The sequence below is a fragment of the Streptomyces rectiviolaceus genome (assembly GCF_039533825.1).
GTDB lineage: Bacteria > Actinomycetota > Actinomycetes > Streptomycetales > Streptomycetaceae > Streptomyces > Streptomyces rectiviolaceus.
This window is the reverse complement of record NZ_BAAAUG010000130.1, coordinates 1-20,938: the sequence shown is the minus strand read 5'-3', so window position 1 is coordinate 20,938 and position 20,938 is coordinate 1. Positions and strand designations below refer to the sequence as shown.

The 20,938-nt window shown below is 69.0% G+C and carries 17 protein-coding genes; 13 read left to right on the top strand and 4 right to left on the bottom strand.

Annotated elements, in window-relative coordinates; all coding sequences use genetic code 11:
* Positions 1 to 77: 77 nt before the first annotated feature.
* Complete coding sequence (locus ABD378_RS31820) at positions 78 to 1,067, bottom strand: ADP-ribosylglycohydrolase family protein (protein ID WP_344526526.1); 990 nt, start codon at positions 1,065 to 1,067, stop codon at positions 78 to 80.
* A 246-nt stretch (positions 1,068 to 1,313) separates the two neighbouring features.
* Between ABD378_RS31820 and ABD378_RS31815 the strand changes: the two genes are divergently transcribed.
* From ABD378_RS31815 to ABD378_RS31780, 8 genes are all read left to right on the top strand, one after another.
* On the top strand, positions 1,314 to 2,045 hold the full coding sequence (locus tag ABD378_RS31815) for a VIT1/CCC1 transporter family protein (protein ID WP_344526524.1): 732 nt from the start codon (positions 1,314 to 1,316) through the stop codon (positions 2,043 to 2,045).
* A gap of 309 nt (positions 2,046 to 2,354) precedes the next feature.
* Positions 2,355 to 6,950, top strand: a complete 4,596-nt coding sequence (gltB, locus tag ABD378_RS31810) for a glutamate synthase large subunit (protein WP_344526522.1) — start codon at positions 2,355 to 2,357, stop codon at positions 6,948 to 6,950.
* Positions 6,943 to 8,403: a glutamate synthase subunit beta gene (locus ABD378_RS31805; protein ID WP_344526520.1), complete on the top strand. Its 1,461-nt coding sequence runs from the start codon at positions 6,943 to 6,945 to the stop codon at positions 8,401 to 8,403. Before gltB ends, ABD378_RS31805 begins: the two co-directional genes overlap by 8 nt.
* Before the next feature lie 177 nt (positions 8,404 to 8,580).
* Positions 8,581 to 9,249 (top strand): class I SAM-dependent DNA methyltransferase, encoded by a 669-nt coding sequence (locus tag ABD378_RS31800; RefSeq protein WP_344526518.1) that lies wholly within the window; start codon positions 8,581 to 8,583, stop codon positions 9,247 to 9,249.
* 108 nt (positions 9,250 to 9,357) lie between these two features.
* Positions 9,358 to 10,188 (top strand): polysaccharide deacetylase family protein, encoded by an 831-nt coding sequence (locus tag ABD378_RS31795; protein WP_344526516.1) that lies wholly within the window; start codon positions 9,358 to 9,360, stop codon positions 10,186 to 10,188.
* Positions 10,189 to 10,356: 168 nt separating this feature from the next.
* Positions 10,357 to 11,658 (top strand): sugar ABC transporter substrate-binding protein, encoded by a 1,302-nt coding sequence (locus tag ABD378_RS31790; protein ID WP_344526514.1) that lies wholly within the window; start codon positions 10,357 to 10,359, stop codon positions 11,656 to 11,658.
* A gap of 19 nt (positions 11,659 to 11,677) precedes the next feature.
* Complete coding sequence (locus ABD378_RS31785) at positions 11,678 to 12,676, top strand: carbohydrate ABC transporter permease (RefSeq protein ID WP_344526512.1); 999 nt, start codon at positions 11,678 to 11,680, stop codon at positions 12,674 to 12,676.
* On the top strand, positions 12,673 to 13,506 hold the full coding sequence (locus tag ABD378_RS31780; RefSeq protein ID WP_344526510.1) for a carbohydrate ABC transporter permease: 834 nt from the start codon (positions 12,673 to 12,675) through the stop codon (positions 13,504 to 13,506). The genes ABD378_RS31785 and ABD378_RS31780 overlap by 4 nt, the downstream gene beginning before the upstream one ends.
* A 24-nt stretch (positions 13,507 to 13,530) precedes the next feature.
* Here ABD378_RS31780 and ABD378_RS31775 read toward each other — a convergent pair whose 3' ends face one another.
* Positions 13,531 to 14,430, bottom strand: a complete 900-nt coding sequence (locus ABD378_RS31775; protein ID WP_344526508.1) for a chitosanase — start codon at positions 14,428 to 14,430, stop codon at positions 13,531 to 13,533.
* Positions 14,431 to 14,556: 126 nt separating this feature from the next.
* Here ABD378_RS31775 and ABD378_RS31770 point away from each other — a divergent pair, with 126 nt between their 5' ends.
* Both ABD378_RS31770 and ABD378_RS31765 read left to right on the top strand, forming a co-directional pair.
* On the top strand, positions 14,557 to 14,775 hold the full coding sequence (locus ABD378_RS31770) for a hypothetical protein (RefSeq protein ID WP_344526506.1): 219 nt from the start codon (positions 14,557 to 14,559) through the stop codon (positions 14,773 to 14,775).
* Positions 14,776 to 14,795: 20 nt separating this feature from the next.
* Positions 14,796 to 15,896, top strand: a complete 1,101-nt coding sequence (locus tag ABD378_RS31765) for a hypothetical protein (protein ID WP_344526504.1) — start codon at positions 14,796 to 14,798, stop codon at positions 15,894 to 15,896.
* A gap of 230 nt (positions 15,897 to 16,126) precedes the next feature.
* On the opposite strand, the gene ABD378_RS31760 is transcribed toward ABD378_RS31765, so the two are convergent.
* The gene (locus tag ABD378_RS31760) at positions 16,127 to 16,858 is read right to left on the bottom strand and encodes an SDR family NAD(P)-dependent oxidoreductase (RefSeq protein ID WP_386546848.1); all 732 of its coding nucleotides are present in this window, start codon (positions 16,856 to 16,858) and stop codon (positions 16,127 to 16,129) included.
* A 70-nt stretch (positions 16,859 to 16,928) separates the two neighbouring features.
* Here ABD378_RS31760 and ABD378_RS31755 point away from each other — a divergent pair, with 70 nt between their 5' ends.
* Entirely contained in the window at positions 16,929 to 17,654 is a 726-nt protein-coding gene (locus ABD378_RS31755) for a vWA domain-containing protein (protein ID WP_344526500.1), read from the top strand.
* Between the two features lie 28 nt (positions 17,655 to 17,682).
* Here ABD378_RS31755 and ABD378_RS31750 read toward each other — a convergent pair whose 3' ends face one another.
* On the bottom strand, positions 17,683 to 18,627 hold the full coding sequence (locus tag ABD378_RS31750; protein ID WP_344526498.1) for a tyrosine-protein phosphatase: 945 nt from the start codon (positions 18,625 to 18,627) through the stop codon (positions 17,683 to 17,685).
* Between the two features lie 447 nt (positions 18,628 to 19,074).
* Between ABD378_RS31750 and ABD378_RS31745 the strand changes: the two genes are divergently transcribed.
* Together ABD378_RS31745 and ABD378_RS31740 are read left to right on the top strand one after the other, a co-directional pair.
* A complete protein-coding gene (locus ABD378_RS31745) occupies positions 19,075 to 19,278 on the top strand; it encodes a cold-shock protein (RefSeq protein ID WP_160504463.1) in 204 nt (67 codons plus the stop codon).
* Between the two features lie 94 nt (positions 19,279 to 19,372).
* The coding region (locus ABD378_RS31740; protein WP_344526495.1) for a DEAD/DEAH box helicase at positions 19,373 to 20,938 on the top strand (1,566 nt) is incomplete at its 3' end.

Sequence of the window (20,938 nt, the reverse complement as noted above, 5' to 3'; positions counted from 1 at the left end):
CTCACCGGGAGCTGCTGCGGGGTGAACGGGTGGGTGGGAGGGAGAGATCCGGCGCGAAGCGCCGGGCTTGTCGGCGGTCACGAGACCCCCCGGTCAGAAACAAGCAACTCCGCGATGTCCAGCACGTGATGCCCCCGCATGGAAGGCAGGCAACTCCCCCGCGCGGGAGCGATGGCCGCCGCCCACGGCAGGGGAATCGCCGAAACCCCGCAGGACGCGCCGGCCAGCGCTCCAGCCACCGCGGCAGTCGTATCCGCGTCCCGCCCCATGTTCACGGCGGTTAGCACCGCGCCGGGGAACTCCCCGGAGGCCGCCGCGTACGCCCCGAAGGCGAGCCCCACCGCCTCGGGGGCGAGGTCGGTCCAGGGGTAGCCGCCGATCACCACCGCGGAGCGGACCGCGCGTTCGCCGCGATGGGCCACCGCCACCGCACGCCGCAGTGAACGGGACGTCCAGCAGTCCATCGGGATGACGGACAGGGCCGCGGCCACCACGGAGTCCACCGCCGCCCCGACCATCGCCGCCGCGACCCCCGCGGCCACCGCCTGCCCGCCGTAGATGCCCTCGCCGTCATGGCTGACGGAGCCGTCGATCGCGACGAGCCGGGCCGCTTCGGCCGGTTGACCCGCGGCGAAGACCCCGAACGGGGCGGCCCGCATCGCCAGGCCGTCGCTCCACGCGTGCCGGTGCTGCGCCGAGATGGGCGCCGCGAGGCCACGGCGCAGGTTCTCAAGCGTGCCGCGTTCGCTGAAGCCCGCGCCTCGGAAGGGACCCTCGTCGAGGTCCGCGATCCACTCGTGCCAGGCCGTCTCGACATGCGCGACGGTGAGCGCCGAGCCGTGCCGGGCGAGCAGGAGCCCCGAGAAGATCGCGTACTCGGTGTCGTCCGTGCCCGAGGGATGTTCGGCGACGTACCCGGTGATGCGTCCCCAACGGCGGCGGATCTCCGACGGCTTCATGTTCTCGGCGGGCGCGCCCAGCGCGTCGCCGACGGCAAGTCCGAGAAGCGCGCCGCGCGCCCGTTCCCGGAGGCCGGTCATTCCTGTCACACCCGTCAAGCCCGTCATGCTGTGCCTCCTGGTGCCGAGACGTGTGCCTGCATCGCTGGCTGCGGCTGCCTGCGTCTCTGTCTGCATCCCTGCCACGCGCCACCCCTGACGCGAGCATCCGAAGCGTCAGCGTCACTCCTCCGAACCATGCGATCACCGGTTCGAGGAACTCGCGTTCGCGCAGGTAAGTACGGCCTTCCTTGCTGGCGAGGGCGATTTTTCGCGCGTACTTTCGAGATCGTCCAAGCACTGAGGGGGCCCACCATGGCGATCATCGAGACCGAAGCGACGCTGCACGAAGCGCACCGCGACAACCACACCCACCGCGACGTGAACGGCGGCTGGCTGCGCCCCGCCGTCTTCGGGGCGATGGACGGCCTGGTGTCCAACCTGGCCCTGATGACCGGTGTCGCCGGTGGAGCCGTCTCGCAGCAGACCATCGTCGTCACGGGTCTGGTCGGCCTCGCGGCGGGCGCCTTCTCCATGGCGGCGGGCGAGTACACCTCCGTCGCCTCGCAGCGTGAGCTCGTGCAGGCCGAACTCGACGTGGAGCGAAGGGAGTTGCGCAAGCACCCGGCGGACGAGGAGAAGGAGCTCGCCGAGTTGTACGTGTCGCGCGGCGTCGAGCCGAAGCTCGCCCGCGAGGTCGCCAAGCAGCTGTCCAAGGACCCCGAGCAGGCCCTGGAGATCCACGCGCGCGAGGAGCTGGGCATCGATCCCGGCGATCTGCCGTCGCCGACCGTCGCCGCGGTCTCCTCCTTCGGTGCCTTCGCGCTCGGAGCCCTGCTTCCCGTGCTGCCGTATCTGCTCGGCGCCGACACGTTCTGGCCCGCGCTGCTGCTCGCGCTGATCGGGCTCTTCGCCTGCGGTGCGGTCGTGGCGAAGGTGACCGCGCGGTCCTGGTGGTTCAGCGGGCTTCGGCAGCTCGCGCTCGGCGGCGCCGCGGCCGGTGTGACGTACGCCCTGGGCAGCTTGTTCGGTACCGCCGTAGGATGAACTCTTGCAGTCCTATGCGGGGCTCTGCATAAGTAGCCGTTACTCGGCGGTTTCGAGTCCTTAACCACCGGGCATGAGCCGTAAGCGCTGCGGGCAATGAGGCCTGTGCCGCTCTCGGGCCCTCGGTCATGGATCTGTCCGCATTGGTCCCCTCTTTGTCGCTCTCCACACCTATGAGCGATGTCCACATGCTGGAATGAGCTATCCGCTTTTCGAGAAGCGTTCCATCATGTAACCTGCACGAAATTTCGCCTGGGCCAACGTCGTCCCTCGCTTTTTGCCTATGCCACGACGACGACGGGAGAGCCAATGCGTACGCACGCCTGGTCGCCCATGGACGGTCGCCCCGCCCCTCAGGGCATGTACGACCCCCGTAACGAGCACGACGCCTGTGGTGTCGGGTTCGTGGCCACCCTCACCGGTGTAGCCAGCCATGAGCTGGTCGAACAGGCGCTGACCGTACTGCGCAATCTCGAACACCGTGGTGCCACCGGTTCCGAGCCGGACTCCGGCGACGGCGCCGGCATCCTGCTCCAGGTCCCGGACGCCTTCCTACGCGAGGTCACCGGCTTCGCGCTCCCCGAGGCCGGCGCGTACGCCGTCGGCATCGCCTTCCTGCCGGTCGACACCGCGGGCACGACCGACGCCGCCGTCTCACAGATCGAGACGATCGCTTCCGAGGAAGGCCTGACGGTCCTCGGCTGGCGCGACGTGCCCGTCGCCCCCGAGCTGCTCGGAGCCACCGCCCGCTCGACGATGCCGGTCTTCCGGCAGGTCTTCGTGGCCGACGGCGAGAGCACCGACGTCGCGCTCGACCGCAAGGCCTTTGTGCTGCGCAAGCGCGCCGAGCGTGAGGCCGGGACGTACTTCCCGTCGCTCTCCGCCCGGACCATCGTCTACAAGGGCATGCTCACCACCGGCCAGCTGGAACCGTTCTTCCCCGACCTGTCCGACCGTCGTTTCGCCACGGCCGTCGCGCTCGTCCACTCGCGCTTCTCCACCAACACGTTCCCGAGCTGGCCGCTCGCGCACCCGTACCGCTTCGTCGCGCACAACGGCGAGATCAACACGGTCAAGGGCAACCGGAACTGGATGCGGGCGCGTGAGTCGCAGCTCGCCTCCGACCTGTTCGCCTCCGCGGGCGAGCGCAGCACCGACAAGCTCGATCGCGTCTTCCCGATCTGTACGCCGGACGCGTCCGACTCGGCGTCCTTCGACGAGGTGCTCGAACTCCTCCACCTCGGTGGACGTTCGCTTCCGCACTCGGTCCTGATGATGATCCCCGAGGCGTGGGAGAACCACGGCTCGATGGACCCGGCACGCCGCGCGTTCTACCAGTACCACTCCACGATGATGGAGCCCTGGGACGGCCCGGCCTGTGTCACCTTCACCGACGGCACCCAGGTCGGCGCCGTTCTCGACCGCAACGGTCTGCGTCCAGGGCGCTACTGGGTCACCGACGACGGCCTCGTCGTCCTCGGCTCCGAGGTCGGCGTCCTCGACATCGACCCCGCGAAGGTCGTCCGCAAGGGCCGCCTGCAGCCCGGCAAGATGTTCCTCGTCGACACCGCCGAGCACCGCATCGTCGAGGACGACGAGATCAAGGCCGCCCTCGCCGCCGAGAACCCGTACCAGGAGTGGCTGGAAGCCGGCGAGATCGAGCTCTCCGACCTGCCCGAGCGCGAGCACATCGTGCACACGCACGCCTCCGTCACGCGCCGCCAGCAGACCTTCGGCTACACCGAGGAAGAGCTGCGCGTCATCCTCGCGCCGATGGCCAAGTCCGGCGGTGAGCCGCTCGGCTCCATGGGCACGGACACCCCGATCGCGGCGCTCTCCGAGCGCCCGCGGCTGATCTTCGACTACTTCACGCAGCTGTTCGCGCAGGTCACCAACCCGCCGCTGGACGCCATCCGTGAAGAGCTCGTCACCTCGCTGCACTCCTCGCTGGGCCCGCAGGGCAACATCCTGGAGCCGACCGCCGCGACCTGTCGCAGCGTCACGCTGCCCTTCCCGGTGATCGACAACGACGAGCTCGCCAAGCTCATCCACATCAACGCCGACGGCGACATGCCCGGCATGACGGCCGCGACCCTCTCCGGTCTCTACCGCGTCAGCGGCGGCGGCGAGGCCCTCGCCGCCCGCATCGAGGAGATCTGCACCGAGGCCGACGCCGCCATAGAGGCCGGCGCCCGCCTGATCGTGCTCTCCGACCGGCACTCCGACGCCGAGCACGCGCCGATCCCCTCGCTGCTGCTCACCGCGGCCGTCCACCACCACCTCATCCGCACGAAGCAGCGCACCCAGGTGGGCCTGCTCGTCGAGGCGGGCGACGTCCGCGAGGTCCACCACGTGGCCCTCCTCATCGGCTACGGCGCCGCGGCCGTCAACCCGTACCTCGCGATGGAGTCGGTGGAGGACCTGGTCCGTGCCGGGACATTCCTGCAGGCCGATGAAGATGGTGGGGCCGAGCAGGCCATCCGGAACCTGATCTACGCGCTCGGCAAGGGCGTCCTGAAGGTCATGTCCAAGATGGGCATCTCGACCGTCGCCTCCTACCGCGGCGCGCAGGTCTTCGAGGCCGTCGGCCTCCAGGAGAACTTCGTCGCGAAGTACTTCGTCGGTACGACCTCCAAGATCGGCGGAGTCGGCATCGACGTCGTCGCGCAGGAGGTCGCCGCCCGGCACGCCAAGGCGTACCCGGTCTCCGGCATCGCATCGGCGCACCGCGCGCTCGACATAGGCGGTGAGTACCAGTGGCGGCGCGAGGGCGAGCCGCACCTCTTCGACCCGGAGACGGTCTTCCGCCTGCAGCACTCCACGCGCAACCGCCGCTACGACATCTTCAAGAAGTACACGGACCGCGTGAACGAGCAGTCCGAGCGCCTCATGACGCTGCGCGGCCTGTTCAACCTGAAGTCGGACCGCCCCTCGATCTCCATCGACGAGGTCGAGTCGGCCGCCGACATCGTCAAGCGGTTCTCGACCGGCGCCATGTCGTACGGCTCGATCTCCCGCGAGGCGCACGAGACCCTCGCCATCGCCATGAACCAGCTGGGCGGCAAGTCCAACACCGGTGAGGGCGGCGAGGACGCGGACCGCCTGTACGACCCGGCCCGCCGCTCGTCCATCAAGCAGGTCGCATCCGGCCGCTTCGGTGTGACCTCGGAGTACCTGGTCAACGCGGACGACATCCAGATCAAGATGGCGCAGGGCGCCAAGCCCGGCGAGGGCGGCCAGCTGCCGGGACACAAGGTCTACCCGTGGGTCGCCAAGACGCGTCACTCGACGCCGGGCGTGGGCCTGATCTCCCCGCCGCCGCACCACGACATCTACTCCATCGAGGACCTGGCCCAGCTGATCCACGACCTGAAGAACGCGAACCCGCAGGCGCGGATTCACGTGAAGCTGGTCTCCGAGGTCGGCGTCGGCACGGTCGCCGCGGGTGTCTCCAAGGCGCACGCGGACGTCGTCCTGATCTCAGGCCACGACGGCGGTACGGGCGCATCGCCGCTCACCTCGCTCAAGCACGCGGGCGGCCCCTGGGAGTTGGGCCTGGCGGAGACCCAGCAGACCCTCCTCCTCAACGGCCTGCGCGACCGCATCGTGGTCCAGACGGACGGCCAGCTCAAGACCGGCCGTGACGTCGTCATCGCCGCGCTGCTCGGTGCCGAGGAGTTCGGTTTCGCGACCGCGCCGCTCGTCGTCTCCGGCTGCGTCATGATGCGCGTCTGCCACCTGGACACCTGCCCGGTCGGCATCGCCACGCAGAACCCGGCGCTGCGCGAGCGCTTCACCGGCAAGGCCGAGTACATCGTCAACTTCTTCGAGTTCATCGCCGAGGAGGTCCGCGAGATCCTGGCCGAGCTCGGCTTCCGCACCATCGAGGAGGCCGTCGGCCACGCCGAACTCCTCGACACCGAGCGGGCCGTGAACCACTGGAAGGCGCAGGGCCTCGACCTCGAGCCCCTCTTCCACGTGCCGTCGCTGCCCGGTGGCGCCGTGCGCCACCAGATCGCGGTCCAGGACCACGGCCTGGAGAAGGCGCTCGACAACGAGCTGATCAAGCTCGCGGCCGACGCGCTCTCCGCTTCCAGCGCGACCGACGCCCAGCCGGTCCGCGCACAGGTCGCGATCCGCAACATCAACCGCACGGTCGGCACCATGCTCGGCCACGAGGTGACGAAGAAGTTCGGTGGCGCGGGCCTGCCCGACGACACCATCGACATCACCTTCACCGGCTCGGCGGGCCAGTCGTTCGGCGCGTTCGTGCCGCGCGGTGTGACCCTCCGTCTTGAGGGCGACGCCAACGACTACGTCGGCAAGGGCCTCTCGGGCGGCCGCGTCATCGTCCGCCCGGACCGCGGCGCCGACCACCTCGCCGAGTACTCGACGATCGCGGGCAACACCATCGCGTACGGCGCGACGGGCGGCGAGCTGTTCCTCCGTGGCCGCACGGGCGAGCGGTTCTGCGTCCGCAACTCCGGTGCGACGGTCGTGTCCGAGGGCGTGGGCGACCACGGCTGCGAGTACATGACCGGTGGCCACGCGGTGGTCCTCGGCGAGACGGGCCGCAACTTCGCGGCCGGTATGTCGGGCGGCATCGCGTACGTCATCGACCTCGACCGGGACAACGTCAACTCCGGCAACGTGGGCGCCGTCGAGGCCCTGGACGACTCCGACAAGAAGTGGCTGCACGACGTCGTGCGCCGCCACCAGGAGGAGACCGGCTCGACCGTCGCCGAGAAGCTGCTCGCCGAGTGGGACACCGCCGTTGAGCGCTTCAGCAGGATCATCCCCAGCACGTACAAGGCAGTGCTCGCCGCCAAGGACGCCGCCGAGCGAGCCGGTCTCTCCGAGACCGAGATCACCGAGAAGATGATGGAGGCGGCGACCAATGGCTGATCCCAAGGGCTTTTTGAACCATGGCCGCGAGGTCGCGCAGACCCGCCCGGTCGGCGAGCGCGTCCAGGACTGGAACGAGGTCTACGTTCCGGGCTCCCTCCTCCCGATCATCTCCAAGCAGGCGTCGCGCTGCATGGACTGCGGCATCCCGTTCTGCCACCAGGGCTGTCCGCTGGGCAACCTGATCCCGGAGTGGAACGACTTCGCGTACCGCGAGGACTGGTCGGCCGCCTCCGAGCGGCTGCACGCCACAAACAACTTCCCGGAGTTCACCGGGCGCCTCTGCCCGGCGCCCTGTGAGTCGGCGTGCGTGCTCGGCATCAACCAGCCCGCCGTCACCATCAAGAACGTCGAAGTCTCGATCATCGACAAGGCGTGGGACGCGAACGACGTCAAGCCGCAGGCGCCCGACCGCCTGTCCGGCAAGACGGTCGCGGTCATCGGCTCGGGCCCGGCGGGTCTCGCCGCGGCCCAGCAGCTGACGCGGGCGGGCCACACGGTCGCCGTCTACGAGCGCGCGGACCGCATCGGCGGCCTGCTGCGCTACGGCATCCCCGAGTTCAAGATGGAGAAGCGCCACATCAACCGCCGCATCGAGCAGATGCGCGCGGAGGGCACCAAGTTCCGTACGGGCGTGGAGATCGGCCGCGACATCGACGCGGCGAAGCTGCGCAAGCGGTACGACGCGGTGGTCATCGCCGCGGGCGCCACGATGGCACGCGATCTCCCGGTCCCCGGCCGTGAGCTCAAGGGTGTCTACCAGGCGATGGAGTACCTGCCCCTGGCCAACAAGGTCCAGGAGGGCGACTACGTCACCACGCCCGTCTCCGCCGAGGGCAAGCACGTCGTGGTCATCGGCGGCGGCGACACCGGCGCGGACTGCGTGGGCACGGCCCACCGCCAGGGCGCGGCTTCCGTGACGCAGCTGGAGATCATGCCGCGTCCGGGCGAGGAGCGGGCGGCGGGTCAGCCGTGGCCGACCTTCCCCATGCTCTACAAGGTCACTTCGGCCCACGAGGAGGGCGGCGAGCGGGTCTACTCCGTCTCGACCACGCACTTCGAGGGCGACGAGGACGGGAACGTACAGTTCCTGCACCTCATCGAGGTCGAGTTCATCGACGGCAAGCTGACCCAGAAGCCGGGCACGGAGCGCAAGATTCCCGCGCAGCTGGTGACTCTGGCGATGGGCTTCACGGGCACGGACCGCGAGAACGGCCTCGTGGACCAGTTCTCCCTGGACCTCGACGAGCGGGGCAACGTCGCCCGCGACGCCGAGTTCCAGACGAACGTCCCCGGCGTCTTCGTCGCCGGTGACGCGGGCCGCGGCCAGTCGCTCATCGTCTGGGCGATCGCCGAAGGCCGTTCCGCCGCGCGCGGCGTGGACCGTTTCCTGACCGGCGCGAGCGACTTGCCGTCCCCGATCCGCCCGACGGACCGTTCCCTGATGGTCTAGTCCCGCCCCTGATACGTCCCGTACAACGGCGTACGGAACTGATGCGACGCCCGCCTTGTCCCCGACCGGACTGGGGCGGGCGTCGTGGCGTTTCGGGGCACCTGTGGCGGCGCTGTGCGCTGAGCTCGCTCTCCCCGGACAACTCGCTCTCCAAGGCCGCCGTCCTATTGTTGGCTGATGCGCGCACACCCAATCGACCGCCCGGCCGATCTCGACGTGGTCCGTGAGTCCTATGACCAAGTGGCGGACAACTACGCCCACATGGTGGTGACGACGGGCATGGGCGACATCCGTCGCCATCCCTGGCTCAAGGCGTCGATCGACGCCTTCGCCGACACCGTGGGCGAGCTCGGGCCCGTCCTCGACGTCGGGTGCGGCCCCGGCACGGTCACCGGCTACCTCGACGAACGTGGACTCGACGTATCCGGGGTGGACCTCTCTCCCCGCATGATCGAGAACGCGCGCCGTCTTCATCCGCAATGCCGCTTCAGCGTCGCCTCCGCCACCGAACTCGACCTCGGTGAAGCGTCCCTCGGCGGCGTGCTCGGGTGGTGGTCACTGTTCAACCTCCCCCGCGATGTCCTTCCTCAGGTCCTCGCCCATTTCGCGCGCGCCCTGAAGCCGGGCGGGAGCTTCATCGCCGCGACACATGTCGGCGACGAGGACGTGGTGCGCACCGAGGCGTACGGAGAAGTCCCCGTTCGTTGGACCACGCACAAGTGGCGGCCGGAGCAGCTCGTGGACCTGATCGAGCAGGCCGGACTGCACCCGGTCGCCGAACTCCGGCTCCCCGCGGATGAGCAGAGCGGGCCGGGCGTGGTCGTCATGGCCAAGCGCCCTGCCTGAGGGCGGCCCGCGTCCAGGCCGTCGGCCGCAGCACAACCGCCAGTTGGCCGTCGTGGGCGGGAGCGGTAGGTGCTCAAGGGTGGGGCTCTGCCGGCCGATGGCTGGAGCATGCACTCACTCTCTGTCATCACGGACCGCCGCCCTCTCACCTGGCGCCTGCTCAGGGCAGGTCCCGTGTTCGCCGTCCTGCTGTGGACCCTCGCGCAGGGTCCAGTGGTCCAGCCGACCGAAGCCGTCGCGGTGCACCCGGCGGCGACCGTGGACGGCAAGGGACTGCGGGCGTTGTTCGGATCGGAGAACCGGGTGATCCGTACGCGCGAGCGGGTGATCGCCGTGACGTTCAACGCGGCCTGGAACGACGCCGGTCTGGACAACATCCTCGGTGAGCTGGCCCGCCGTCGCGCACCCGCCACGTTCTTCCTGACCGGCGACTTCGCCGACCGCTACCCCGCGGTGGTGAGGAAGATCGCGGCAGCCGGCCACGGGCTGGGCAACCACTCCTTCAGCCACCCCTACTTCAAGGACCTGACCGAGGCCGGACGGCAGCGCGAAGTGGTGGCGGCGGACCGGGCCCTTCGCGCGGCCGGGGCAGGCGGCCGCGCGGTGACGCCGTTCTTCCGGTTCCCGTACGGCGAGACCAGTCCCGCGCACATCAGGGAGGTCAATGCCCTCGGGTTCGCGGACATCGAGTTCACCACCGACACCAACGGATGGAAGGGGACCGAAGGCGGCATGACGGTGGACCGCGCGGTGGACAGGGCACTGGACGCCCTGCGTCCGGGAGCGGTCCTGCAGATGCACATCGGGGCGTCACAGGGCCGCACCGAGGTGATCGACGCCCAGGCCCTGCCCCGCATCCTCAAAGCACTCGACGCCCGCGGCTACCGCGTCATCGACCTGCGCACCCTGCTCACACCCCGAACCCCGGCTAGGGCGTGAAGCCGTTGCGGGATGTGCAACGCGCGTTGTGCATTGCGCTGGCCGCAATGCTCATTACGGTTCGGCAGCGGGCCCAGATGGGTCTAGACCGCATGGAGTCCGTGTGGCCACAATCACTCCACAAACGGATCGGCGCACGAACAGGCACGAACCCATGAGGGGGCCGGTATGAAGCGACGGGTCATCGCGGCAGGTATCGCCATGACGCTCGGACTGACCGCGACGGCATGCGGCAGCGATGACGGGAGCGACAGCGGCGACAAGGCGACCGACGGCAAGGGCAAGACCCTCACCGTATGGATCATGGAGGGGACCAACCCCGACGCCAGGCCCTTCTTCAAGGAGGCCGAGAAGGCGTTCCAGAAGAAGACCGGCGCCAAGATCCACGTCGAGTACCAGCAGTGGGCCACCGCGCAGAAGAAGTTCACCACCGCGATCGAAGGTGGCGAGGACCAGGTCCCGGATGTCGCCGAGGTCGGCACGACCTGGGTGCCGCAGTTCGCCGAGACCGGCGCGCTCGTCGACGTGACCGATGACGTGAAGCAATCCGGGCTCAACGACGACCTCGTCGAGGGCCTCAAGGACGCGGGCACGCTCGACGGCAAGCAGTACGGCATGCCGTGGTACGCGGGCGTACGCAGCATCGTCTACCGCAAGGACGTCTTCGAGAAGCACAAGCTGAAGGCCCCGACCACCTGGAAGGAGCTTCAGTCCGCGGCCAAGACGCTGAAGGACAAGGAGCCCGGGATGATTCCCTTCCCGGTCGCGGGCGGCGCCGAAATGTTCGCCACCCCCTTCATCTGGGGCGCCGGAGGCGAACTCGCCACCGAGTCGGGCGGCAAGTGGAAGTCCGGCATCAACTCCCCGGAAGCCGTCAAGGGCATCGAGTTCTACACCGGCCTCGCCACCAAGGACAAGGTCTCCCCGGCCAAGGTCAACACCTGGACGGAGAAGGAGGTCGGCGACGCCTGGGGCAAGGGCGAGGTCGCGATGTCCGTCAACGGCAACTGGACCCCGAAGGCCATCGTCGAGGCCAACCCCGACCTCAAGGGCAAGCTCGCCGCCGTGCCGATCCCCGGCCAGACCGGCGGCATGAGCAAGTCCTTCCTCGGCGGCTCCTACCTGTCCACGTTCAACACGGACAAGAAGGACCTCGCCTGGGAGTTCGTGAAGATGCTGACCACGGGTGACTTCGCGGCCAAGTGGGCCGATGAGACCAACTACTTCCCCGGCCAGAACTCCGAGCTGAAGAAGATCGAGGCCAAGAAGGACCCGCTGGTCGAGCCGTTCGCCAAGCAGATGCTGGAGGCCGGCGCGACCGTCCCCAAGACCAAGGCGTACGGCGAGATCCAGGCCTCGAAGGTCATCCCCGGCATGGTGCAGTCCATCCTGACCGGGAAGTCCTCCGTCCAGGAGGCGGCGGACAAGGCCGCCAAGGACATGGACGCGATCTTCGCCAAGGACAAGTAGGCGAGGGCGAGTCGGCACAGTGAAAGACACGCTCGTCGGCGGCGGGCCGGAGGAAGACACCACGGCCCGTCGCCGCCCCGCCGCCCCCCGACCCGAACACGAAGCAGCCCTCCGCAAGAAGAAGCTGGTCGGTCTCACCCGGCCGTGGCTGCTCCTCGCACCGTCCCTCCTGGTCCTCGCGGGCCTGCTGCTCTGGCCGCTGATCCAGGTCGGCAAGCTCTCGATGCAGGACTACGCCGTCAAGTTCGGCGGCGGAGTGGGCACGTACACCGGATTCGACCACTACACCGACCTGCTGACCAGCGAACTCCTGTGGCAGACGGTCCTGCCCAACACGGCGTTCTTCGCGATCGCCTGTGTCGGCCTCACCGTCGCACTCGGCACGCTCGTCGCGCTGCTGCTCAACCGCCTCGGTCCGACGTGGCGGTTGATCTGCTCCATCGCGATCCTCGCGGCCTGGGCGATGCCCGCCGTCACCGGGACGTACGTCTGGATCTGGCTCTTCCAGCCGCAGGACGGCATGGTCAGCCAGATCGCGGGCTCGATGGGGCTCATCGATCCCGAGACCACCAACTGGTTCACCGAACGCGGGCCGTTCTACGCGATCGCGACCCTGAACGTCGTCCACCACGGCTTCCCGTTCGTCGCCATCACCGTCCTCGCGGGCCTGATGACGATCCCCAAGGAGCTCTACGAAGCGGGGGAGCTGGACGGAGCCAACGCCTGGCAGCGGTTCTGGAAGATCACGGTGCCGACGATCAAGCCCGTCTTCCTCGTGGTGACCATCCTCTCCACCATCTGGGACTTCAAGGTCTTCACCCAGATCTATCTGATGCCGGGCGGCGACGGCGCCAACGAAGAGGTCTACAACCTCGGCGTCTTCTCGTACATCCAGGCCTTCGCCAAGAACGACTACGGCACGGGCGCGGCATCCGCGGTCCTGCTGACCCTGCTGCTCCTGGCCATCACGATCGTCTACATCCGTACGCTGTTCCGGCAGGGGGAGGAGGACCTGTGAGTGTCCGTCGCGCCACACCCGCCGCACGCATCGGGCTGCCCGTCGCGGTCGCCGCGCTGCTGCTCTTCACGCTCTTCCCCGTGTACTGGATGATCTCCACGGCACTCGACCCGAAGGCCGTCACGCGCGGCTCGGACGTGCTGCCGAGCGGCCTCAGCTTCGAGCACTTCACCTACGTGTTCGAGAAGGGCAACTTCGGTACGTATCTGCTGAACTCGGCGCTCGTCGGCTTCGGCACGATCCTGGCGGCCGGAGTGCTCTCGCTCTTCGCCGCCATCGCGGTGGCCCGCTTCAAGTTCCGGTTCCGGACCTCCGTACTGATCATGGTCCTGATAGTGCAGATGGTGCCGCTCGAGGCGCTCGTCATCCCGCTCTTCATCCAGATGCGGGACTACGACATGCTCAACTCGCTGCTCGGCCTGACGATCGTCTACGTCGCGCTCTCGCTCCCCTTCGCGATCTGGACCCTGCGCGGCTTCGTGCAGACCGTGCCGAAGGAGGTCGAGGAGGCGGCGTACATCGACGGGGCGTCCTGGTTCCGGATGTTCCGGTCGGTGCTGCTTCCGCTGGTGGCGCCCGGACTCGTCGCGACCTCGATCTTCGCCTTCATCACGGCGTGGAACGAGTTCGTGTTCGCGTACACCTTCATGAAGGGCAGCGACAAGTACACGGCCGCCGTGGGCATTTACCAGTTCTTCGGTGAGAACTCCACGGCCTGGGGCCCGGTCATGGCCAGCTCCACGCTGGTCACCGTGCCGGTGATGATCTTCTTCGTGATCGTGCACCGGAAGCTGGGCTCGGGCCTCGCGGCGGGAGCCGTCAAGGGCTGAGAGACCTCCGGAAGGTGTGCGGGCCTACGGGACCTTGAACGTCTCCCCGTACACCTTCCACGTCAGCGGCGTCTTCAGGCTCAGATTGCCGTCATAGAGGAACTGGCGCTGGGCCGTCTCGACACGGGACGTGTCGCGGTGGGCCTTCTTCTCCTTCATCGCCTGGGTGCGGATGTCGAGGAAGATGTCCAGGTACGCCTTCTCCTTGCCGCCCTGCGCGGGCGTGTCCGCCTCGTTCAGCGCCGCCTCACGCAGGCCGTAGAAGCCGCGGGGGCCCGTGCCGGGGCCGTGCAGGACCATCGCGTCGTAGTAGATGAACTGGCCGAGCGTGCCGAGCCCGTCGAGCTTGGCCAGGCGCACCGCCGGGTCGAAGTAGACGCCGTCGCGCGTCCTGTCCTGGGCCTTCTGGAAGGCGGGCTTCGCGGCCTCCGCCTTCCAGGCCTTGGTGAAGCCGGGGTCGAGGCCCTCGTGCGAGTCGGAGCCGTCGACCTTGCGCAGGGCGGGCAGATAGCGGGCGAGGCCGTTGTCCGGGTGGTCTTTCGTGTAGCGCTCGGTGAGGGTCAGCAGGTCGTGGGTGCCGGTGCAGAAGCCGATGATGCCTGCGGTGTAGCCGTTCCCGTCGCCTATGTCCTCGATGTAGCCGTACTGGCCGCGCCAGTTCAGCGTGGAGTTCTCCGCGCTCGTCACGAGCTTCTGGGCCAGCTCCTTCTTGGCGGGCGCCGCGAGGCCCGGGGGCAGCTCCGCGATCAGCTTGTCGTCGGCCTTGATCTCGGCCGCCGACTTGTCCTCGTCGTAGGGCCGCTGGGTGCCGGGCGCCTTCTGATCGGCTCCGGAGGCATCGCTGTCCGAGTCCCCGCCAAGGAGGTAGACGGCGACCGTGGCGACCGGGGCGACGGCGAGAAGAAGGAGGCCTGCACGTTTCATTCGCCCAAGATTACGTGCGGTTTCGCGGTAGCGCGCCTTCCGCATCCGCCCCTATTGACTAATAGTCAATTTCACATCAGTCTCGGGATCCTTACCGCGGGATCCATACCGGCCATGGGAGGCCCTATGAGCACCGAAGCGCGGGAGCGGCTCGCCAAGGAGCTGCGGGACGAACCACCGGAATCCTTCGGGCAGTTGGCACCCGAGCAGTTGGTCCTGCTGGCCGACGCGCTGAAGCGGGAACGCGAGCGGCGTGCGTCGGGCCTGAACGAGGCCGCCGAGGAGGCGCTGAAACTGGTACCGGCCCTTGCCCGGGGCCCCGTACGCCGGATTCTGTTCCGCTAGGGACAGGGAGGGAACAGGCCATGGACAAGCTGCGGAGCAGGGCCGAGACCCTGAAGATCTCGCGTCTCCTTGATGTGCAACCGGACGGGCTCGCCTTCCTGCAAACACTCCCCGTCGAGGACGTACGCCGCTTCCGCGAGAGCTGCGTCGCGGCGCTCTACGACCGTACGCCCGAGATGCTGGACCGGATCGCGTCCGCGACGAAGCTGGTGCCGGCCGGGGTCGCGGCCGCGATCTCGCAGAAGGCACTGGGTCCGCGGCTGGCCGCCGGGGTCGCAGGGCGCCTCGAACCGACGCGGGCCGCGGACATCATCGAGAAGCTGCCGGTGTCGTTCACGGCGGAGTCGTGCGGGCATCTCGACCCGCGCAGGATCAAGGGCATCGTCGACCGGCTCGACGAGGGCCTGGTGGTACGGATCGCGGTGGCGCTCGCCGAGCGGGGTGACCACCTGACGATGGGGCGGTTCGTCGGCTACCTGCCGGACTCGGCGCTGCGGCGCATCCTGCCGCAGGTGGACGACGCGGCCGTCCTGCGGACGGGCTTCGCGATCGACGTGCCCGAACGGCTCGGCCAGATCATCGAGCTGATGGGCGCGGAACGGCTGGCGTCGGTCATCGCCTCGGCGTCGGGGGAGGGGCTGTGGCCGGAGGCGCTGGCCGTGGCCGGGATGGTGACGGGGGAGCAGCGGGGGCGTATCGCCTCGCTCGCCGCCGCGCAGCCGCCGGAGCAGCTGGACTCCCTGGTCGTGACGGTGAGCGAACAGGACCTGTGGGAGTCACTGCTGCCGCTGGTCGCGCTGCTCGGGGATGAGGAGCGGCGGGCGGTCGCGGTGCTTCCTTCCCTGCGGGATGCGGGGGTGCTTGGCGGGGTGGTGCGGGCGGTGGTGGTGACCGGGTTGTGGGCGGAGTTCTTGCCGCTGGTGGAGCTGTTGCCGGGGGAGTCCCGCAAGGTCGTCGCCGATGCTGCGGGGGCGCTGCCTGCGGCGGATCTGGACGCGCTTGCCCTGGAGGTGGACAAGCGGGACCTGTGGGAACTGGTCATGCCGTTGGTCGAGTTGATGGACGACGATGCGAAGACGCGGATCTTTGAGCTGCCGGCGTTTCAGGAGCGGGCGGAGTAGGGCGTTCCCTGCGGGGCTTTCCCCAATCCCACCCCTTCCCGAAACCATGGGGCTTCGCCCCCTGGACCCCCTTACAAGATGTCCTCAAACGCCGGACGGGCTGAACTATCAGCCCGTCCGGCGTTTGAGGACGAACTCGGCGGAGCCGGTGATGACGGCAACCAAGGCTCCCGCGCCAGAGCGGGTTTTCGGGAAGGGGCGGGGTTGGGGAAAGCCCCGCAGGGACCGCCCTACCCCGCCGTCGAACCCCCGTCCACCGCGAACTCCGCCCCGGTGATGTACGACGACGCCTCCGAGGCAAGGAAGAGAACCAGCTCCCCGACCTCCTCGGGGCGGCCCATCCTGCCGAGCGGCAGATGCGACCAGTCCCGCCCGGCGGAGGCCGAGGAGATCATCGGGGTATCGACAGCCCCAGGATGCACGGAGTTGACCCGCACCCCATACCCCGCGAGGTCAAGCGCCGACGACCGAGTAAGCCCCCGCAACCCGAACTTCGTCGAGCCGTACGCCGCATGCCCCCGTATCCCCACAAGACCCGCCGTCGACGAGACGTTCACGATCGAGCCGCCGCCCACCTCCCGCAGCGCGGGCAGCACCGCCTGGATCCCCAGGAACGGGCCAAGGAGATTGACCCGGATCAGGGTCTCGAAGTTCTCGTACGTCTCGTTCTCCACGGACGCCGTCCGCCACAGCGCGGCGTTGTTCACGAGCGCGTCCAGGCGGCCGAAGGCCTCCACCCCGGCCGCCACGGCCGACGACCAGCTCTCCGCGTCCGCGACGTCATGGCGTACGAACAGGCCTTGCTCGCCAAGGGACTTGGCGACCTCCCGCCCCTCTTCCTCCCGCACGTCCGTGACCACGACCCGCGCCCCGGCCTCCGCGAACAGCCGCGCCTCCGCCGCCCCCTGGCCCCGGCCCGCACCGGTGATCAGTACGGCCTTGTCCTCCAGCCCATAAGAGATCACTTCACGCCTCCGGCCTCTCCCGTACCCTCGGCTCCCTGCAACGGACGTACGGAGAGTGGAGCGGCGCATGGGACCGGCGATCAGTCTGCGCAAGGTGGAAGAGGCGGCGCCCGCCCTCGTCAGCCTCTACAAGTCCGCGGGCGTCAGCCTCCGCAAGCACGGCCTGGAGGGCGAGCGCGCCGCCGTCTACCTCGTCGTCGACTACTCCGGCTCCATGAAGCCGTACTACAAGGACGGCACCGTCCAGGCCCTCGCCGATCGTGTCCTCGGCCTGTCCGCGAACCTCGACGACGACGGCACGGTCCCCACGGTCTTCTTCTCCACCGACGTCGACGCCGTCACGGAGATCGCGCTCGACCGCCACGACGGGCGGATCGACGAGATCGTCGCCGGGCTCGGCCACATGGGCAAGACCAGCTATCACCTGGCGATGGACGCCGTGATCGACCACTACGTGGACAGCGGTTCCACGGCGCCGGCCCTGGTGGTCTTCCAGACCGACGGCGGCCCCATCAATAAACTCGCCGCCGAGCGGTATCTGTGCAAGGCATCGAAGCTGCCGCTGTTCTGGCAGTTCATCGGGTTCGGCGACGCGAAGAGCAAGCAGTTCGACTACCTCCGCAAGCTGGATGAACTCGCCGTCCCGGCCAAGCGCGCCGTCGACAACGCGGGCTTCTTCCACGCGGGCCACGACCCTCGGACCGTTTCGGACGACCGTCTGTACGACCAACTGGTGGGGGAGTTCCCGACCTGGCTCGCGGCGGCGAGGGCGCAGGGGATCGTGACCGCCTGACCTCCGCGCCCCGCGCCCGCCGCGTGCCTTAGCCGACCATCCGCTCCCGCAGCGCGAGAATCGTCCGCGTATCAAGCCCGAGCCCCTCCCTCAGATAGCCGTTGAGGCTCCCGTACTTCCCCTTCACCTCGGCAAGCGCCGCCTCCAGATAGCCGGTGCGGACCTCCTGGAGGGGGATCAGCAGATCCGGGTTCTGCATCAGGCCGCTCTGCTTCAGGCCCTCGCGCACCTTCGCGTCGTACGCGGCCCGGTAGGTGTTGGACGCCAGGAAGTCACGTACGACGGTGGCCTCGGGGACGCCGACGGCGCGCAGCAGCAAGTAGCTGGTCCAGCCGGTACGGTCCTTGCCCGCCGTGCAGTGGTAGAGCAGCGGTGAGGCCTTGCCGCCGTGGGCGATGTCGCGCAGTGTCGCCGCGAACTGCGCGCGGTTCGAGCTGTCGGTGACGAAGGTGCGGTAGACGCCGCGCATGAAGGCGTCCGCCTTGCCGTTGCCCAGCATTTCCTCCTGCTTGACCGGGTCCCTGGAGCCGATCACGGTCATCAGCGTCGAGAAGAGGCCGTTGTCGCTGATGGGACGGGACGTCGGGGTGAGCCCGGCGGGCAGCCGGTCGGGCCCGTCGTACTGCACCTCGGCCGGCACCCGGAAGTCGACGACCTTCTTCAGGCCGAGTCCGGCGAGGGTGGCGACATCGGCGTCGGTGAGCTTTGCCAGGGCGTCGGCGCGGAAGACCTGGCCGTAGCGGACGCGCTCCCCGTCGTAGGTGCGGTAGCCGCCCAGGTCCCTTACGTTGACGGCCCCTTGGAGAGGGATGTGGCGTACGCCGTCGTATGCGGGGCGGGAGTGCGGGGCGTGCTGGGCCGTGCCGCGCTCGGGCGCGGTGGGTTCGGCGTGGGCCGCCCAGGCGGGCAGGGTGCCCAGGGCGAGCGCGGAGACCGCGACTCCGACTGCCGAACGTGTCCGGGTGATGCGCATTGGGCCGCCTTCCTCAGTAGCGGTCGCCATGGCCACTCGTCGCTCAACCAAGCGATTGTTTGGTTGAAGGTAGCGGGGTGCCCCGACAGGAGGAAGGTGCGTGCGGCAGGTATCTCGCCCCGACGTCCCGGCCGGGGCGGTGCGGCCCGGCGCTGCGGCCGGGACGTCCCGGCCCGGCGCGCGGCGAGTGGAGTAAGGGGGTGTCCGCGCCACCCGCCCCTGCACCCCCCTGCACCCCACGGGGACCCCGAAACGCAGGGTCCCTCGTCCGTGTTAGGCTTATGCGTCGCAGTTTTGGTACCCATGAACTTTATGTGCGCCTGACGGGAATGCTCCGAGGGCGCATTATTGTTTTTTTCCGGTCTCTCCGGGATGGGGGTCATTGCAGCGCTTGGAAATCCACAATTCCGTGGTTTTCCTTACTCTGCCCCTGTTGAGGAGATTGACATGGCAACTGGCACCGTTAAGTGGTTCAACGCTGAAAAGGGCTTCGGCTTCATCGAGCAGGACGGCGGCGGCCCCGACGTCTTCGCCCACTACTCGAACATCGCGTCCTCGGGCTTCCGTGAGCTCCTCGAGGGCCAGAAGGTCTCCTTCGACGTCACGCAGGGCCAGAAGGGCCTGCAGGCCGAGAACATCGTTCCCGCCTGATCGTCGTAGCACGCGAACCTCATAGCCGGGGCCCGCACCGGAAAGGTGCGGGTCCCGGCTTGTGCTGTCACCAGGCCCAGGAAGGCATTTCCGTATGAATCGCTCCGACCGCCCCGCACGTCCTGCCCGCGGGCGCTCCACGAACGCACGCGGAAAGGCCCCGGTGGCCGGCGGCGGCCAGGCGAGGGGCGCCGCGAAGAAGCCCGGCCGCGCCAAGGCGAGGCCCGTCGGCGGTGAATTCGCGCTGCCCGAGAGCATCACGCCGGCGCTGCCCTCCGTCGAGGCGTTCGCCGACCTGGACATGCCCGAGGCGCTCCTCAAGACGCTGGCCGCGCAGGGCGTGACCGAGCCCTTCCCGATCCAGGCAGCCACGCTTCCCAACTCCCTCGCGGGCCGCGACATCCTCGGCCGTGGCCGCACCGGCTCCGGCAAGACCCTCGCCTTCGGCCTCGCGCTCCTCGCCCGCACCGCGGGCCGGCGCGCCGAGCCGCGCTCTCCCCTCGCCCTGGTCCTGGTCCCCACGCGTGAGCTCGCGCAGCAGGTGACGGACGCGCTTACGCCGTACGCGACGTCCGTGAACCTCCGCATGTCGACGGTCGTCGGCGGCCTCTCCATCACCAAGCAGGCGGGTACGCTCCGCCGCGGCGCCGAGATCATGGTGGCGACGCCCGGCCGTCTCAAGGACCTCATCGAGCGCGGCGACGCCGACCTCTCGCAGGTGCGGACGACGGTCCTCGACGAGGCCGACCAGATGGCCGACATGGGCTTCATGCCGCAGGTCACCGCGCTCCTGAAGCAGGTGGAGCAGGGTGGCCAGACGATGCTGTTCTCCGCGACGCTCGACAAGAACATCGACCGCCTGGTCCGGATGTTCCTCACCGATCCGGTCGTCCACTCGGTCGACCCGTCCGCGGGCGCGGTCACGACGATGGAACACCACGTCCTGTACGTCGCCGACGAGACCGACAAGAAGGCCGTGGCCCTGCGTATCGCCGCCCGTGAGGGCCGGGTGATCATGTTCCTGGACACCAAGCGCGCGGTGGACCGCTTCACCAAGCGGCTGCTCGCCAACGGTGTGCGGGCCTCGGGCCTGCACGGCGGCCGTTCGCAGCCGCAGCGCAACCGGACCCTTGACCAGTTCAAGACCGGGCAGGTCACCGCGCTGGTCGCCACCAACGTGGCGGCCCGCGGGATCCACGTCGACGACCTCGACCTGGTCGTGAACGTCGACCCGCCCACCGATCACAAGGACTACCTCCACCGCGGCGGCCGTACGGCCCGCGCCGGTGAGTCCGGCAGTGTCGTCACGCTCGTCCTGCCGGACGAGAAGCGGGAGATGACGCGTCTGATGTCCGACGCGGAGATCAGCCCTAACACTGCGCGTGTGACGTCCACGGGTGAGGAGTTGGCCCGCATCACCGGTGCGCGGGAGCCGTCCGGGGTGCCGGTGGTCATCGACGTCCCCCAGCAGCAGCAGGCTTCGCCCCAGCGGGGGCGGAGGCGTCCCGCCGGGCAAGGTGGCGGGGGCGGCCAGGGCCAGGGCCAGGGCCAGGGTCAGCGCAGGGCTCGGCCCCAGGGGCAGGGCGGCAGGCCCTCTGCGGGGGGCGGGACCGGTGGTGGCAGGCCCTCCGCCGCGGGGGGCGGGACCGGCGGCAGGCCC